General features: G+C 56.2%; 10 protein-coding genes and 2 pseudogenes. 11 read left to right on the top strand and 1 reads right to left on the bottom strand.

Annotated elements, in window-relative coordinates:
* Positions 1-62: 62 nt before the first annotated feature.
* The 6 genes and pseudogenes from Q4D85_RS09760 to Q4D85_RS09740 form a co-directional block, all read left to right on the top strand.
* Positions 63-350 (top strand): annotated as a pseudogene (locus Q4D85_RS09760) (hypothetical protein); the annotation flags it as partial.
* Positions 351-1599: 1249 nt separating this feature from the next.
* Positions 1600-3348: pseudogene (locus tag Q4D85_RS14525) on the top strand (DUF5979 domain-containing protein); the annotation flags it as partial.
* 195 nt (positions 3349-3543) lie between these two features.
* Positions 3544-7404 (top strand): DUF5979 domain-containing protein, encoded by a 3861-nt coding sequence (locus Q4D85_RS09755; RefSeq protein WP_303200050.1) that lies wholly within the window; start codon positions 3544-3546, stop codon positions 7402-7404.
* Between the two features lie 312 nt (positions 7405-7716).
* On the top strand, positions 7717-9246 hold the full coding sequence (locus Q4D85_RS09750) for a SpaH/EbpB family LPXTG-anchored major pilin (protein ID WP_303200056.1): 1530 nt from the start codon (positions 7717-7719) through the stop codon (positions 9244-9246).
* Between the two features lie 85 nt (positions 9247-9331).
* Complete coding sequence (locus tag Q4D85_RS09745; protein WP_303200049.1) at positions 9332-10231, top strand: class C sortase; 900 nt, start codon at positions 9332-9334, stop codon at positions 10229-10231.
* Positions 10232-10332: 101 nt separating this feature from the next.
* The gene (locus Q4D85_RS09740; protein ID WP_303200048.1) at positions 10333-11028 is read left to right on the top strand and encodes a hemolysin III family protein; all 696 of its coding nucleotides are present in this window, start codon (positions 10333-10335) and stop codon (positions 11026-11028) included.
* A 16-nt stretch (positions 11029-11044) separates the two neighbouring features.
* Here the strand turns inward: Q4D85_RS09740 and Q4D85_RS09735 are convergent, their stop codons facing one another.
* A complete protein-coding gene (locus tag Q4D85_RS09735; RefSeq protein WP_303200054.1) occupies positions 11045-11995 on the bottom strand; it encodes an acyl-CoA thioesterase in 951 nt (316 codons plus the stop codon).
* Between the two features lie 197 nt (positions 11996-12192).
* Here Q4D85_RS09735 and Q4D85_RS09730 point away from each other — a divergent pair, with 197 nt between their 5' ends.
* The 5 genes from Q4D85_RS09730 (at position 12193) to Q4D85_RS09710 (ending at position 17553) form a co-directional block, all read left to right on the top strand.
* Positions 12193-12591: a sterol carrier family protein gene (locus Q4D85_RS09730; protein ID WP_303200045.1), complete on the top strand. Its 399-nt coding sequence runs from the start codon at positions 12193-12195 to the stop codon at positions 12589-12591.
* Positions 12592-12780: 189 nt separating this feature from the next.
* Entirely contained in the window at positions 12781-14289 is a 1509-nt protein-coding gene (purF, locus tag Q4D85_RS09725) for an amidophosphoribosyltransferase (RefSeq protein ID WP_303200053.1), read from the top strand.
* 112 nt (positions 14290-14401) lie between these two features.
* The gene (gene purM / locus Q4D85_RS09720; RefSeq protein WP_303200042.1) at positions 14402-15499 is read left to right on the top strand and encodes a phosphoribosylformylglycinamidine cyclo-ligase; all 1098 of its coding nucleotides are present in this window, start codon (positions 14402-14404) and stop codon (positions 15497-15499) included.
* Positions 15500-15739: 240 nt separating this feature from the next.
* The gene (locus Q4D85_RS09715; RefSeq protein ID WP_303200040.1) at positions 15740-16663 is read left to right on the top strand and encodes a hypothetical protein; all 924 of its coding nucleotides are present in this window, start codon (positions 15740-15742) and stop codon (positions 16661-16663) included.
* Positions 16663-17553 carry a hypothetical protein gene (locus Q4D85_RS09710; protein WP_303200038.1) on the top strand — a complete coding sequence of 297 codons (891 nt, stop codon included), beginning with the start codon at positions 16663-16665 and terminating at the stop codon, positions 17551-17553. Before Q4D85_RS09715 ends, Q4D85_RS09710 begins: the two co-directional genes overlap by 1 nt.
* Positions 17554-17697: the final 144 nt, after the last annotated feature.

Genomic DNA, 17697 nt, shown 5'->3' with positions numbered 1-17697 from the left:
ACCCCACCACCAACACACCCAAACAACCTAAGCTTTTGAAATGAGACCGCTATAAAAAGGTTCTTCCAAATCAGATCGAGGACATTCGTCCGGTAATAGATCAAGATTACGTCACCTTGGTCACCTGCACTCCGTATGGAGTTAATACACATCGGTTGTTGGTACGTGGCCAACGAACGGAAGTGCCTAATGACTTCAACCAGTCGCACCAACCTACTTTACCGTGGCAATGGTGGATGACGCTGTCCGTGGCACTATCAGCATGCATCTTTGGGTATTTGGCTTGGTGGATGGGCTTTGGTGTACGACGACAAAATGCACCATCAACAATTGGGGCGATGGAATTATGATGAAAACGAAACTGCCTATTTTTTCAGTCGGATTGCAACTCAATGTGTTGTTAAGTTGCGCAATTTTAGTAGGCCTGTTCGTCATGGTTTCAACGGTGAACGCTAGAGCTAACGAATTGGCTGGGCCGTATTCCGTTCAAGTATATAAGACAATCAGCGAATCTGGTTACCCGGGTGTTGTGCAGGAAGGGGTTAGTTTCAGATTACGCAAGGTAAGCAACATTGACCCCACCACTGAAGAAGGCCAAAAACAGCTGTCGGAATTGGATTTACGCGCAGCGATTCGGTTACCGCGGATTGGTGTTGATCGGTTCGAAAGAACAGTTTACAAAAATGGTCACGCCGTGGCGTCTTTTATGGGTTTATCAGCAGGAGTATACGTTGTGGAGGAACAGCCATTTAGGCGCGGCGATATAGCTTATTCAGTTACAGAACCATTTGTAGTATCTGTACCGACCGATGCTTTTTCAGATGTGGTAGAAATTCATACAAAACACCAACCGCAAATTCTCATTAAACATGCGGACCGCGAGGTCGTTTCTTCTAGCGGGACTCTCCGCTACGCGCTAGATGCAAACGTTCCGTTACCCGACGCTAACAATCGGCTGCATCGGTTCTTATTTATTGATGAACTAGTAGACGGGCAAGAGCTTGTGGGGGTCAACGTGCATGCGTATCAGGCTGTGTCTTTGAGCACTTCGGATGCAAAATTTAATGACAGATCGGAACCCGGAGTACTACTAAGCCATGCGGTCCGGGTTAACGGTGCTCGGGTGGAAGTGGAACTTGATCGAATTGGATTGGAAACACTAGCCCAGTTACGCATACATAACCCGCTAATTACGGTTCGAGCCACCTTAACCGTGCAAACTGATGATTGGTATCCAGAGCGGCATGTTTTGGTCAATAAAGCTTATCTATATACCGATGGACGAAATCCCGATTCTGACCCGAACTTTAGCCAAGCAGTGGAATCTAATGTCGTTCGTGTCATTGTGACGCGAACCCGGCCAAATCTTGAACCGCTTTTCGAGGAATCCGATGCGGGAATTAACTCGGGAAGTGGAAATTCCAATACCATACATGCGAAAAACGAGCGCTTATCCTTGGCGAATACTGGTTCAGCGTTAACTCTGTTTATTGGATTCGGCGCTCTTCTTCTGTTTCTTGGATGGCGGATTATTCGGAGTCAGCGTCCCGGCAATTCTTATACGGTTTAAGGCTAATTGGCTAGAAAAGGAGATTGATCATGCCGACTCTTACGTTGCGGATACGTCACATTCTGGCTGATATTGCCATCTTTGTTACGGTAGTGCTGCTTGGGCTAATGGGACAAAGTGTTGTATTTGCACCGACAGTGCGTGCTCAGTCAAACACACAATCATTCGACCCAGCCAAATGTCAGTTTCGCGAATTCACGGGGGCGACGAGCGAATTAAATGAATCATTATGTTGGATCAACTTCAAGGACTTTGATTTCGAACAAGCCCGCTCCGTTGGGTCGGACATGGAAATTCGGCTAGACCCATATGTATTACGGTTCAAAGTCAATGTGCTTGACAAAGGCTCAGAAATTAGATCTATGCAGGCGCGCGATCTAGTTGTGGGAAGCGAGTCCTTTAATCCAACGACTTCTAGTATCCGGAATCGTAGCGGTGATCGTTATGTGGATACTGCCACGAAAATTACTTGGGATAAAGCTCTATTCGGTCGTACAGTCGAGGCTGATGGTGTGCATCATAGGTTTTTTGTTCCAGAATCCGGAAGCGATCATGAACCCGTGCTTGGTACCACTAGGCGACAGCGTTCTACGTCAACAGGGATTAATCCGAGGATTCGATTTTCGAATATTAGGTTTGAGCACATTGATGGGCAGCGTCCACAGTTCTCACTGATCGTAGCAGACGGTGAATCGACGACAAACGATCGGGTTAATTCTGCTCCAGAATTTATCGGTTTGAAATCCTTTGCAGGCGGTAGATTTACTCAGCTTCCTTCGGCCGAAGCTCCACAAAATTCAGGAATACCAGCTGCCCCAACTTGCGGTGGTGGGATAAAAACAGATTTTTCCCAATCGGAGAGAGAAGCCGGAAGGACAATAGATTATCAGTATGATTTGTACTGCTTGGGTGGTACGGCCCGTCCCGGTCACCGTGGTGCGCAGCGTAGTGGTATTTTCTTTGCAAAAGTTGAAAATCCTAAGGACTTTGAAGTAACGCTTGGTGGTATTCAAAATCAGGGAGTCGCTTTTGCTGTACAAGTACGTACAGTCAGTGCCAACGTCCAAGTAACGCGGCAAGCAGAAAATGAAGTTTTGGATGCGTCTGGGCGTAAGATTAGACATTCCGATTTTAGAATAGAAACTCGGGTTGTTGATGCCACAACTGGTGTACGGTCACCATTAGGGAGCACTCAGACGGTATTGAGTAGGACCAATCCAGCGCAAAAAGGTTCTAGCTTCATTGGGACTGCCGGACAAAAACTTGAATTTTTCTCAACTGTGTCTAAAACCGTTAGCAATGATGAGCAAGTTCTAGCTCGGTACCGGCCCGAATGGCATTGCACAAAGCAACAAAGACCCGGTGCAGAAAAAGTGCCAATACCTGCAGAAATAACGACTGAATCAAATAGGCCACAAACAACGGCGTCTGTTGATGTTCCTGAAGACGGTATTGTTGAGTGCACCGTTATCTGGGGAGAGAGATATCCACGCACTGGGGTAATTAGAGTTTCTAAGACAAAACACTCAAATGTTCGAGAAGAGGATTTTCGGTTTGAGTGGAATTGCGAACCTCCTGATCCTCAGTTTCTGGTGGGGTATGAGTTCGTAGCTCCGCGCCTTTTATCTGGTAGTCGAACGGTGCAGGCTGGTAGAAGTTTCAACATCACTAATTTGCCAATTGGCGCCCGGTGTACAGTTACCGAGACTGGTGGACCAGCAACCCAGAAATTGACGTATCGGGTCAACAATACCGTTGTGTCGCCGCACGAAGCGATTGCTGTTGGAACAACGACCACACAATTGGTATCTCATTCCGAGGTTGTGAACGACAAGATTAATGTTCAATTGAAGTCTGAGCTGTCATATATTGATTCTGAAACAAGATCTGTACGGCATGACAATCATGATGCTCGTATTAGTTTTCGTTGCGAAAACTTGCCTGAACATATTGCGGAGTTGACCTATCACCACATGTCGCGTTTTTTGCCGGTTAATGAAGCATTGGCGATAAACAAGACATGTATTATCACCTATGACCAAAACCGCAGCCAGGAGGAAAAGCGGGTTGGTTATATTGATTCGGTGTCGCTGGAGTACAACAACCAAGAAATACCTGGGGTGTTGCAAGGCAATCCAAAGGATGGTGTTTTCACTTTTGATATTCGACTGCCGGACAGCACTGTCTCTGACGCAGTCATTAATATGACGGTTAAACCCCGGTTGCGTCTAGAAAACAACGTACTGGAAATCTCCAAGATCAATACCGGCCCGGCTGCAAGCCGACTAACTGCTACTTCCTCCGTGGTTCAATGGCGGTGCTACATTCCTGGCATTGATCACCCCCTGGAGGGCCGGATCAATGCCACCGCGAACCCGCAAACAACGTCCCATATCCCATACGATGCCACCTGTTTCGTGTGGGAAGTGGACCCAACCTTGCCGAACGGGGTGGTCCAAGAAGGTGAAACCACCGTGGAACGTGTAGACGGTAGTACCCGCTACACTCTGACAAACTCCCAGGCAAAACAAGCTATCCGGAATTCACCACACCACATCCAACCGTTGAAACCGGGTGTAAACAAAGTGGTGTTAACCAGCAAGTACATTCATAAAACGGCACCATTACGGGTAGCCATTACCAATGTTGGTCCCGCCGCGCACCATTCGACTATCTCCGCCTACCCGCTGCAATACAATTGCGGCGTCACCACGCTCGATGGTCCGAATGGTCCGCTCACCATTGTATTGGCTGGTTCCACCACCGTGGCAGCGGGTGTTCCGACGGCATTGCGATTTAATGGGCAGCATAAAGATTTAGTGACAAACGGCGCTGGTGAGTTGCAGATTCCTGTTGGCAATACATGTTCAGTGACGGTTGATCGATTATGGCTACCGCCGGGAATTGGCGCACAGGTACCGGTCGTGCCGAACGTGGAAATCCAGGAGGGTGATAACACCGTCAACGCGGAGGTTAATTACACCTATCTCGGTGAAGGACTGACCGTTGCCGCCACATTTGGTACTAATCCAGAATTGGCGCAACCAATTCCCACCGCCGTGGTATGCAGCCGCCCGGGAATCATCGGCATTTTCAGTCGAGTGTTTGAATTAAGCCCCGACTCGCCGCGGGTGCAATTTACCCCGGAGGAAGTTCCAGCGGCTAGTGACTGCGCGGTGACAATGGCGGAGGACTCCGGCAACCGTAGCCTCGATGGGCGTCGCGCCTTGAGCGTACGTTCGCTTGGGCTAACGGGCCTGGCGGATACCAACGTCACCGATAACCGCAAGCTTGAGGTTTATCGGATTCGGATTCCCGACGAAAACTCCGTCATCAATATCCAGGCCGATTATGAGTACGTCATGCGCACGGTCGGTTTCGCCGTGACCAATGTGGAAAAGCGCCCAGAACTGGGGGTCTTCGCGGATTATCCAGAGACCCAGAACTTCGAGCCCAACGCGTCGATCACCTGCCAATTGCCTAACGGGACGGAACAGCAGCATGTGGTTTCGATGGGGCGGGACCCGGCCGCTGCGCAGATTACCGTTCCGGCGTTCTCGCAGTGCAACGCCAGCCAAGGAGCGGTACAGCTGCCGGACACCGTCACGGTGGAAACAGCTTCAGTCACCTTGGAACGTACTGGCGATTCCACCATTGGCTTCGCCGCCACTGAGGATAACCAGGAGGTTCGGTTCACCAATACCTTCGACCGGGCTGCAACCTCAATAACGGTTGCTACCAGCTTCGATGTGCCCAATAATGCCGCCGTCGGCGGTACCGTTATCCCGGCAACCGCGACTGCTGCCGCGACGGTAACGTGTACCCACGGTGGCCGGGAGGTCTTTAACCGACAGGTGGATCTACAACCGGGGGATAACCCGGTAGCGGACGTGCCTGCTGGCCTTGAATGTAAGGTCGCAGCGCGCAACGCCGCCCTTGAAGTGGGGTTCACCGTCGACGGGGCGCAGGATCAGCGTACCGCCTACTTAGATCCCGCGGTCCGGTGGACCATCACCGATGGTGGGCAAACATCTGAGGCTTCCGGCAGCGACGCCGCCGACGAAACCACCAATGCCTCGCCGAGCTTTCGCACCGTCACCGATCACGGCGGCACCGGCAATGCCAACCGGGTCAGCTACGCCGCCCGCTACCAGTGGCGGATGGGGCAAGTGGATTTCGCCAAGAAGGTCACCGGTGCTGTCAATCACCTCGATGCTTTAAAGCGCGCGGCGCGGGACCTTGAGTTTTCCTTCACCGCTACCTGCGCGAGCCCCGATGCCACCGCCGTGGATTCCTCCGGCCTGTTAGCAACCATGCCATTGTCGCGCTTTACCGGCACGGACGCGGTAGCCGTCGGCAAGATGCGTGCGCCGATTGGATCGGTCTGCACGATCACCGAATCCCAAGATCAGCAACTGCCGCAGGGCTTTAGCATCACGCCGCAGCCCGACGCCCAGGTCACGGCATCGCTTGACGACGCCACCCCGCAGCGGCTGACAATGACGAACCACGTCACCCGAGCAACCACTCCATACGAGGTGATCGTTGCAACCGCTGGCGAAGACTCCCTGCGGCACGGCGACACGCAGCTGCAATTCCACTGTGTCCACGATGGACACAAGGTCGACATTGCGGTACCAACCGTGACGGTGGCAGGGGCGAAGCAGCCGCACCTCCTGCAGCTCACCGACCTGTCCCGTGTTGCGATGGACACCGATAATCCGGTCTATCACCTGCCAATCGGTGCCAAGTGCACGGTGACTGCGGGCGGTTCGGCGCTCGACCCGCGCCCGGAACTCAAAGCAGTGGGCTCGCCGGCGCACCGCGTTCCGCCGACGGTCTTCGCGCTGGGCGATAAGGTGGTGCGCAATCAGCCGGACGGTGACGTCGCCGAATTCGGCGACTATTCCATCGACGATGGAATCCTTGCGGCCTGGAACAAGCACAGTTTCACCTTCACCGTCGATGAGCTCACCGACGTCGACTCCGTTCCACTGTTTGCGATTTCCCAACTAATCCGCGACAAAGTGGACGTCACCGTCGGTAAGACGATCGCTGGTACTGCACCAAAAACGGAATTCCCGGTAGCTGTCGATTGCGGCACCGCGGTCTCCGCCGGTGACGTGAGCCCGCGCCGGGACTTGCGGGTAACGGACGTCCCTGTCGGCTCGGCGTGTTCGATTACCGAAACGCACGGCGGCACCGGTGACGGCAGCACCCCAACCGTCGACTGGGATTTCGGCGCGGGTCTTGTGGCGCAACAACCGCCACAGAACGAAACCGCACTGGTCACGGTGCAGCCTGTCGCTGAAGTGGGGGACTCCTCTGCCGATACCGACCGGTGGCGGATGGGCATCCGCAATAGTTATCCGCAGTTGAGTCTGACCCGCAGCATCGCCGGTGCTGGCATTCTTGGTGCGATCGTGCTGCCGCCTGATGCGACTACCGCCACCGTGGAATATACGGTGCGCAATGATGGGGCGACCCCATTGCGCGGGATCATGATCTCGGAGGACAACAGTCCGCTTGCGGGGTGCACGGTTCCGGATCTTAACCCCGGCGCGAGCCACACGTGTTACAAGGACATGACGTTGGCTCAACCGGGTGTGATGGAAACACACGAGGGCCATGCGACCGCCGCCGCCACCGATACTCACAATCGGTTGACGGCTACCGCATCGACCACTGTCATTCGGCTTCCGCTTGGCGGTGCCTGGCAACTACCGGATACCGGTGTCCGCACATTGGTATTGATTCTGTTGCTGGGGCTTGCGGTTCTTGGTTTCGCGGTGGTGCGGTATATCCGTTCCGCCCGCAGCGAGGCCGTGAGTTAATGCACTTGCTTTTCGACGCCTCCCGGGCGCCGGGAAGCACGTGTAGCTAACAGAAAAATTGGCAAATTCTTAACATTTTCAATCACCTTGCCCGACAAGCAAGACTGCACATACCCTATTTCATTTGGTTATTTGCGCTGTGCTTATCGACGGGTGTGATTGAAATGTCGAACATTTGCTAATTATATTAAGTAAATACTAAACTTAAGCTTAAAGTTGGGTGGGTTTTCCGAAAAGTGCCCACAACTGAACGCACAAGTTTGCGATCGCCCATCTCGGGCGTCGTTGTTTCTACTACGACAAGGGAATGTGATGTCAAGGACTCGCCACGCGCGAAACCGCACCGCGGCAGTAATCGCCGCAGCCGTTGTAGCCTTCTCAGGCACCGTATTTAATCCAGTTGTATTTCCACTGGCCAGCGCCCAGCAGAATGATCCAGCGCCTCGCTCAGCGGCGCACACCATGGATCTAAACCAGCCAGTATCGTTGACGATTAAGAAGCGTCAGGGTGATCCGTTAGATGACGCTCAGGCGGCAGCTTTATTGCCAGGCATTAATGATGCGGAGTTCAAGATCGAAAAGATCACGCTTCGGGATCAAGGCCAAGATGTTGCACTGAATACGGACAAAGCTTTTCAGCTTCTTAAGGATATGACGGCGGAGCAACTGGGTAACTCACAAGTCCAGGAGCTTGTTCGGGTCAAGACTACCGGTAATGGAGAAGTCACTGTCGATCAAACCACCAACCCAGGTTTTACTGCAGGTGTTTATCGTGTTACCGAATTGCAAAGTGGTGAATATTCGGTAGCAAAGCCGTTCCTTGTCGTGCTTCCTACAACCGATGCCTCTGGAAAATGGGTTTATTCTCGCGATGTGATTCCAAAGGGCCAGCCAGTAAAACCAACCAAAACTGTTGAGCCGATAAACGCAACGGTCGGAAATACTCTTAGCTACACGATCAGCGCTCCTGTTCCACCCGGAGAAATCAGCAGGTTTACGATTCTGGATACCTTGGTGCAAGACCTGAGTGTTGCAAACGTTGTGAGTGTCAAAGCTGTTGCTGGTGGTGGCGTGAATGAAGACCTCACCAACGGAAACTACTATCAACAAGTAGCGGCGGGGCAGAATTTAAGCCTGACCTTCAATCAGGACGGCTTCAATAAACTGATGGAGTTGCGTAAAGCACAGCCAGAGCTGAAAGTTGTTGTATCTTTCACTGCCACCGTCAACTCGGTTCCGGGAACTGGAATTATCACCAACTTTGCAAGTGTTGAGCTGCCGAACGGGCTCCAGCTAGACACCAAGGTTCAGGGGGAGCCGACAAGCACAACCTTTGGTGATTTGACTGTTAACTTGACTGCAGATGGCGCGCAGCCTGGCGAAAACGTTGCTGGTGGGCAATTTGAGCTTTATCGCTGTGAGGACACTGGCAATAACAAATGGCGTGTCCAAGGTGATCCAGTCCCTATGAATGAAGTCGCACAAGGAAATCAAATCTTGACCAAGATTGAGTCTAAAGACTTCGGCGGGGCCCAGCAGGGCGAGTCTAAAGCGCTAGGTTTCAACGTCCCAACCAAATATTCGAACTCTAATGGTGATTTGAAGTTCTGCGTGATTCAGACCAAGGCTCCAGAAGGCTACATGCGTAATCCGGAACCGCAGCCAGTTCAGGTGGACCAGGCTGGTCGAGTTCTCACTGCGAATGTTGTGAACTACAAGGACAGTATCATTGGTCAGTTACCTGCGACGGGTGCGAAGGGTGTTGGTTTGATCCTGCTGTTGGGCTTGCTGCTTACGGCACGGGGTCTGTACACCAGCTACCGGGATCGCAAGGTGGCGTAACTTTAAAAAGCAAAGCTAGTTAGGGTGGGCGGTGTGCCTTGGCCTAACTGGCTTTTTGCATTGTGTGGTGAAAGGGTAAGGCGAAATGGTGCTGGTGATGGGGCGTCGAGAAGCGGAGGCGTCGACAAGCAAAAAGCGGTCGCGGCGCAGCTTGCTCTGGGTGGTTGTTGGGGTGTTGGTATTGCTTTACCCGATGGTGGCCACCGTCTATAACGACTACAAGATTCACCAGCAGGCGGCGACCTATGGGAAATCAGTGGCGCGGATCGACCCGCCGGAACAATTGGAGCACTACCGGTTCCAGGCGCACGCGTATAACTCGTGGCTTGCCCAGCAGGGGCACCACGCCCGCCCGGCGGTGCCGACCGACCCGGGGTTTGATCGGTACATGGAGACGCTGAACCCGCCGGAAACATTCGGCGTGATGGCGCGGATTCGGATACCGAGCATCGGGGTGGATTTGCCGGTGCGCCACACCACCAACAACTCAGTGCTGTATGAGGGGGCGGGGCACATGTACGGTTCATCGCTGCCGGTGGGGGGAATGGGTACGAACGCTGTGATCTCAGCGCACACGGGGATGGTGGATGCTAGCATGTTTGACAATCTGCCCAGGGTGAAAGACGGGGCGCTCATTCGGATAGATGTGCTGGGGACGTCACTGTACTACCAGGTGGTGTCCCGGCAAGTGGTGGCGCCGGAGGATTATTCGGCGGTGGAATACCACCATGATCGGGATTTGCTGACGTTGATAACCTGCACCCCCTATGGCATTAATACCGACCGGTTGTTGGTGCTTGCCGAGCGGGTAGACCCCGCGCCGGTGGGGGCGGATAAGGAAACCACGGTGTGGTTCCGGTGGTCGTGGTGGATGATCGCAGACGCGGCGATTATCAGCTGCGTGGTAATCGGTGTCACCGGCTGGGAGTTGCGGCTGGCGTGGCGGCGTCGAAAAGCAAAGTCGCAGGCAGGAGGCGAACGCTAGCGCCGCGTGGGTGGGCGGCGTACACTGTGCGGTGTAAAAGTTACGGTTTAGTAGGTTTTGTGTATCTGCTGGCCCCGCACATCAAAGGTAGGCGTTACATTATGACGGAAACCCCAGCACCCCGCATGGTTTCAGTCACGCGCAGTCGACTAGACCGAGGGCCCAGGCCCAAAGCCCGTGGCCTATACCACCATATCGCCGCGTATCTGGCGGGCATTTCCGGGGCGGTGCTGGTAACGTTCGCCTGGCTGCGCACCCCGTGGCCGGTAGGGCTAGCCACCACCGTCTATGCCGTGGCGGTCGTGGCGTTATTCGGAATTTCAGCCGCCTACCACCGGGGGCCGTGGCGCAGCGAACGGGCGGTACACGCCTGGAAAATCGCCGACCACTCCACGATCTCAATCTTCATCGCCGCCACCTACACCCCGGTCGCGGTACTAAGTCTTAATCCCCACGACGCATTCTGGCTGCTTCTAGTCGTGTGGGCAGCCGCAATCGCAAGCGTTGGGCTTACCTTTATCCGTCACCCCAGGTGGCTGGACGTCATCGTCTACTTGGTGCTGGGGTGGGCGGTCGTGCCGCTTCTACCCGCGCTCCTGGCCAACGCGGGACCGGCGGTCGTGAGCCTGCTGGCCGCAGGCGGAATCGTCTACAGTCTAGGGGCAGTCGTGTACGCGCTGCGCTGGCCGGGGAGAAACGCCCACCTGATCGGCTACCACGAACACTTCCACGCCGCCACCATCATCGCCGCGATCTTGCACATGGTCGCAATCTGGATCCTGGTGGCGCGGGTGTGAACCAAACCGGAGCCTATTAATCCTTCGGCTCTATGCTCGGGCGAGCCATCAGCGGTTTCGGCGCGTAGGCGGCGCGCAATTCCCGAAGCGTGGCGGCGTGCTCCCACAACCTGATGTCCTCTTCAGTGCGGGGCCTAAACTGCCGGGCCGGAAGCGGAATGCCGTCAATATCCACCCCGACGTAGGTCACCGTGGCGTGGATAGCAGTCTCCAATTTCTCCCGGCCGCCCCGAGGCGCGCCGGAACGCACATGCACGCTGACCTGCATGGAACGGGCGTCGGTGCGCATCAGGCGGGCATCCACCTCAATCAAATCACCGATCTGAATCGGTCGGTAGAACCGAATCCCGCCCGCATACACAGCAACCGTATGCTCCCCGGACCACTCCATCGTGCAGGCAGCGCCGGCCTCATCAATCCACTCCATGGCGGTGCCACCGTGCACCTTGCCGCCCCAGTTCACATCGGTCGGCTTAGCCAAGAACCGCGTAATCAACCGAGGCGCATCGGAAGGGCCGTCGTAGGTTTGCTTTTCCATCTCCATCTCAATGGCTTTGCGCAACCCAATGCGGGACGTAGCTGCATCCTGCACCCGCTTCTCATCATCATTACGCGGCTCAAACGGCGGAACCGGGGTAGGGGTGCCGGTCTCCGGATCCTTAGCCACGAAGATCACCAAACAATCGCAAGCCCGAGTGAACACACCCTCGCGCGGATCGGCGGATAACACCTCGTTGACAATGTGCATGGAGCTACGGCCAGTCATAGCAATCCGGGACCGCACCTCCACCATATGGCCGCTCGGGATAGGGCGGGTGAAATGGATATGGCCTACATAGGCGGTCACGCAATAGGTGCCAGACCAGCCGACCGCGCAGGCATAAGCAGCCTTATCTATCCACTCCAAAACCCGGCCGCCGTTAACGCCGTGGTTACCGGCCATGATGATGTCCGTCGGGGCTGCCATAAACCGCAGCGTCAACTCCGGGGAACGCGGAACCGAAATCGGGGTTTGATGGTCAGGGACAGAAGAACCAGATTGCTGATCGGAATGTGTAGATGCGCTGCCAGTAGTCATGTTCACACCATACCCAAAAAATCCCACACCTAGCACCCCAATAACCACAACCCACCCCGAACAATCCGCCCGGTTAAGATGAAAAAATGGCCCCACGCAAAGTCGACCCCAAACAGATGCGCGCCGCAGTGACGGAACTAGCCGAATGGATCACCCACCCGTGCGACGAAACGCCAGGTGGTGGGGGTGACAACGCCCCCAGTCGGGCGGCGTTGGCCGCCGCGGTGCGGTTAAGTGTGCACACGCTCGGCGAGATCGCGCCAGGCGGCAGCGTTGAGGTGCGGGTGCCGCCCTTTGCCGCGGTGCAGTGCATCGCCGGTCCGTCCCACAATCGCGGCACCCCACCTAATGTTGTGGAAATGGATCCGCGTACCTGGCTTCGGGTTGCAACTGGAGTGGAATCGCTCGTAGGAAATCCGAAGGTAACCATGTCGGGTACCCGCGCGCCGGAGGTCGCCCAGTGGTTGCCGTTGCTGCGACTGTGAAGCTTTAAAGGGGGTGGGTGGGAAGTCAACGAATAGTTGGATGGTGGATTCGCCGAGGGTGGTTGTCCTTGGTTGATGCGACCTGGCCTGCGCCAAGTCGCAGCCGGTGCGGGTATACGCATTAGAAGGTGTTATAGGTTATGGTCTAGCATGGGTTGAGTGGCACAGATTAAGCAGCCGGTAGAACAGTTGGAAAGCGTTTCGGTCACTTCTTCTCTTTCTGGGTTTGACGACCAGGGGGAACAAGCCCCACGGGAAGAATGTGGCGTTTTTGGCGTATGGGCTCCCGGTGAGGAAGTTTCAAAACTCACCTATTTCGGATTATTTGCCCTACAGCACCGAGGCCAAGAAGCTGCCGGCATCGCGGTGGGGGACGGCCAGCAAGTGGTTGTGTTCAAGGACTTGGGGTTGGTATCCCAAATCTTCGACGAGCAAACTTTAGAGTCCCTCAAGGGCGACGTGGCTATCGGCCACACCCGCTATTCCACTGCGGGTGGTGTGACGTGGGAAAACTCCCAGCCCATGTTCCAGGTTGCGCCCGACGGCACCGACGTGGCGTTGGCGCATAACGGCAATCTGGTCAACTACTTAGAGCTTCTCGACGAAGCCAGCACCCTTGAGCTTGTCGACGCCCAGACGCACCCCTCCGACTCGCACGTCATGACGGCACTGCTTGCCCACGGCATCACCACCGGCATGAAGGTTATCGACTCCGCCCGGCTACTACTGCCACGGGTCAAAGGCGCGTTCTGTTTAACCTTCACCGATGGACACACCCTCTATGCCGCCCGCGACCCGGAAGGGGTCAGGCCACTATGCCTGGGTCGGTTGGAAAAAGGGTGGGTGGTCGCCTCCGAAACCTGCGCTCTCGATATTGTGGGCGCGTCCTTTGTCCGGGAAATCGAGCCAGGCGAATTAGTTGCGATCGACGAAGCGGGGGTACGGTCGGAGAAATTCGCCGTACTACGCCGCAAAGGCTGCGTTTTTGAATACGTGTACCTCGCTCGCCCTGACTCGGTCATTCGAGGCCGCAGCGTTAACGAATCCCGCCTGGAAATCGGCCGCAGGCTGGCCAAAGAATTCCCGGCAGACGGTGATCTGGTCATCCCGGTTCCCGAATCCGGCGTCCCGGCGGCGGTGGGGTTCGCCCAGGCGTCCGGGATTCCGTTTGGCCAAGGGCTGGTGAAAAACGCATACGTGGGACGTACCTTCATCCAACCCTCGCAGACGCTTCGACAATTGGGAATCCGGCTCAAGCTCAACCCACTACGCGAAGTGCTCCACGGCAAGCGGTTGATCGTGGTGGACGATTCCATCGTTCGGGGCAACACGCAGCGCGCACTTATTCGGATGCTCCGGGAAGCCGGTGCGGCGGAAGTGCACGTGCGTATCGCATCGCCTCCGGTGAAATGGCCGTGCTTCTACGGTATCGACTTCGCGAGCCCAGGCGAGCTCATCGCCAACGCGGTGACCGGGGATAATGAGGAAGAAATGGTGCAGGCGGTATGTACCGCCATCGGTGCGGATTCGTTGGGATTCGTCTCCACCGAGTCCATGGTGGCAGCCACCGAACAGCCACGCTCAGAACTGTGCTGTGCCTGCTTCGACGGCGAATACCCCTTGGGGTTGCCTGCCGGTAACCCCAATGCGGAGCTGGTATCAGCGCTGCAACGCGGCTCCTGCGGCGGCGTGGACTAGCTCGTGTATTGGCGGTGGGCCCTGGCGTCGAAAAGCACGCTAGTAACCAGCCGTAACCGTTAGTGTTAACTTACAACATCCACTATTTTTTAAGGACGTATAGGTACCCGAAATGACCGATAACCCGAACAACGCGCACGATGGAAAAGCCGCGGACGAAGCCGTGTCCTACGCCGCAGCAGGTGTTGACATCGAAGCTGGCGACCGTGCCGTCGAATTATTCGCACCCCTGGCCAAGAAAGCAACCCGCCCCGAAGTACGCGGCGGATTAGGCGGCTTCGCTGGGCTGTTCGCCTTGGGCAAATATCGGGAACCACTGCTTGCCGCCGGTTCGGACGGGGTAGGCACCAAACTTGCGGTGGCGCAGGCGATGAATAAACACGACACCATCGGCATCGACCTGGTTGCCATGTGCGTGGATGATCTGGTGGTCTGCGGCGCGGAGCCGCTGTTTTTGCAAGACTACATCGCTATCGGAAAAGTGGTGCCGGAGCACGTGGCCGAAATCGTTTCCGGCATCGCGGAGGGCTGCATCCAGGCAGGCTGCGCGCTTCTAGGCGGCGAAACCGCCGAACACCCCGGCGTGATGGAACCCGGCGACTATGACGTTTCCGCCACCGCGGTGGGTGTTGTGGAAGCCGACGAATTACTCGGCCCGGACCGGGTGCGCAATGGCGATGTGGTTATCGCCATGGCATCCTCCGGCCTGCACTCCAATGGTTATTCCCTGGCCCGCCACGTGCTGCTGGAAAAGGCGAGCTTGCCGCTGGACGGTTTCGTCGAAGAGCTAGACCGCACCTTGGGTGAAGAGCTGCTGGAGCCAACCCGGATCTATGCCAAGGACTGCTTAGCGCTTGCCGACGAATGCGAAGTGCACACGTTCTGCCACGTCACCGGCGGCGGACTCGCTGGAAACCTCGCGCGGGTGATCCCGGACGGCCTGGTTGCGGAACTAAACCGCGCCACCTGGACCCCCGGCCCCATCTTCCGCCTGATCCAAAACGTGGGCACGGTGCCGCAGGCGGAGATGGAAAAGACCTTCAACATGGGGGTGGGCATGGTCGCGGTCGTAGCACCGCAGGACCGCGACCGGGCCTTGGCTATGCTCACCGCCCGGCACATCAATGCGTGGGAATTAGGTACCGTGCGTACCGCAACCGATGCTGATACCGAATCGGTCATCATGTCGGGTGCGCACCCGGGCCACTAAGACTAACGCCAGACTTACGGCTGCGCCCGGCGGCATGGGACGCGGGGCGAACGTATGGGGTGTGCAGTGTTAGGTAGCCAGCGGTGATTTATTCTGGCTATCAAAGGGTGTGAATTTAACGATAAAAGCGACGGCGGAATTGCGGATTTCCGGCCGTCGCTTTCGGTTATCCTGCGACAACGGCGAAGCGACTTAGGTGATGTGTACACTTCGATGGTGACTGAATGGAGCACGATCTTAATGGATACACATTACGAATTCACCGGGGAAACGTGCCAGCATGCAGGACGTACCCTACACCGGATTAGGACACTAAAAGACATTCCAGCCGTAGGCGCAAAAGCTTACGACATTGGGGGCTGGATCGAATCACCGCACAACCTTCCGTATGGGATAAACCCCGGCTGGGTCACAGATGATGCAAAAGTGTACGGCGCGGCGCAAATAACCACAGGGGCGGTCATCGGGGGACAAGCAGAAGCATTAGATGAGGTATTAATCGCCAATAAATCAGTGGTCGGCGATAACGCCCGCATTCACGGCTGGTCGCAGGTGCTCGAAGGGGGACGCGTCGGCGGCAACGCCCAAGTTCACGGGCGGGCAACGGTGAAACATCACGCGCAATTATTCGACAACGCCGAAGCCTATGACGACGCGGTCATCGCCGACGGGGCGCGCGTCTACGGCAATAGCCGCGTTTTCGGCTTCGCCCACGTCAGCGGCAATGTTGACGTCAAAGACTTCGCGCGGGTATGGGGGCACGCCCGGGTGGTTGAGGGAATGATCTACGACGACGCCCAGGTCTCCGGGACCGCCCGCGTCACCGGTTTCGCCCACGTTCTATCCAGTGCGGAGGTGACCCATTCCAGTCATATTTTCACCTTGTATCCGATGGGCCGCGCACTAGACACCGTCACCATGTACCGCACCATTCACGGCGGCCACATGGTCGCTATCGGGTTTTCCGACGGCACCCCACCGTGGTGCGGTTCGGTCATTGAACTTGCCGCCAAGGCGCAATCGCTTTTCGACGACTGGTGGTCCCACGACGGGGTTTCCAGGGAATTGCAGCAAAGCTGGTTAGAAGAATTTACCAACCTTGTTCCCGCATTCACCGCCCGGTTGGAAACCTGGGCCCTGCAAGAACGAATGAAGGCCGAATAATGCACGTTAACAGCACAACCCAGCCGCATTTCACTTTCACCGGCGCCACCCAAGTTTTCGCCGGACATACATTGCACCAAATCAAAGCCCTCATCAACATCCCGCACGCCGGTGTGGTCGCCGGTGACATCGGCGGCTGGGTGGAAACCACCGACAGCCTGCGCGACAACGCGTGGGTCTTCGACGACGCCTGCGTCTACCAAGGCGCCCAAGTAACCGGCGACGCCATCGTGCGCGGCAACGTCGCGGTCTTTGGGCACGCCCACATTGGCGACAGCGCTGTCGTGGAGGGCAGCGGCGAAATCCGGGACTACGCCCGGGTCTACGGCTGCGCCCAAGTCCAAGGCCGGGGCTCAGTGGTCGACCACGCCCACGTGTACGGCTGGGCAACGGTTTCCGAAAACGCCGCCATCAGCGAAGGTGCCCAGATCTATGGTCACGCCCACGTCGCAGGCAACGCCGCCGTTTTCGGCGGGGCTCATGTTTGCGGCGAATCCTATATCGCGGGCAGCGTTGCACTATCAAACCAGTCTGTGGTGTGCGGTCACGCCGTGATCACAGGTGAGGTGGCGATCTCCGGCGGTGCCCAAATTTCTTCGACCGCCCGCATCGACCACTACGACGACGTGTTAATCATCAACCGAACTGGCTTGGTCAAAGACACCATCACGCTATTTCGCACCGATGAACAAGGGGTAAGCAATCACGTGATCGCCATGGGGAAGTGGCGCGGCACGATTGAATCCCTCCAGTTTGAAATCTCGCACCCCCGGCACGGTTCCGGCGAACGGTCAGATTTCGACCAAGACCGACTCCACGCCGAGGTCGACGCCCTTATCCCACTGCTTAATACCCGCATCGGGCAGTGGCGCAGCCGGGTGTTGACATAATCAGCGAACGTGGTTAGGAAAGCGGGAAGAAATCCGCAAACGTCATGCCAGGCTGTCAATAGCCAGGCATGACGAAACCGGTGAATGTCCACTGTTGTGGTGTACATCCACCGGTTAAGCAGGCGTGCTATGAGACTTCTTAAG

The sequence above is a fragment of the Corynebacterium sp. genome (assembly GCF_030532965.1).
In the GTDB taxonomy this organism is placed as follows: domain Bacteria; phylum Actinomycetota; class Actinomycetes; order Mycobacteriales; family Mycobacteriaceae; genus Corynebacterium.
The sequence above is the reverse complement of the archived record's forward strand: the minus strand, read 5'-3'. Positions and strand labels throughout refer to the sequence as shown.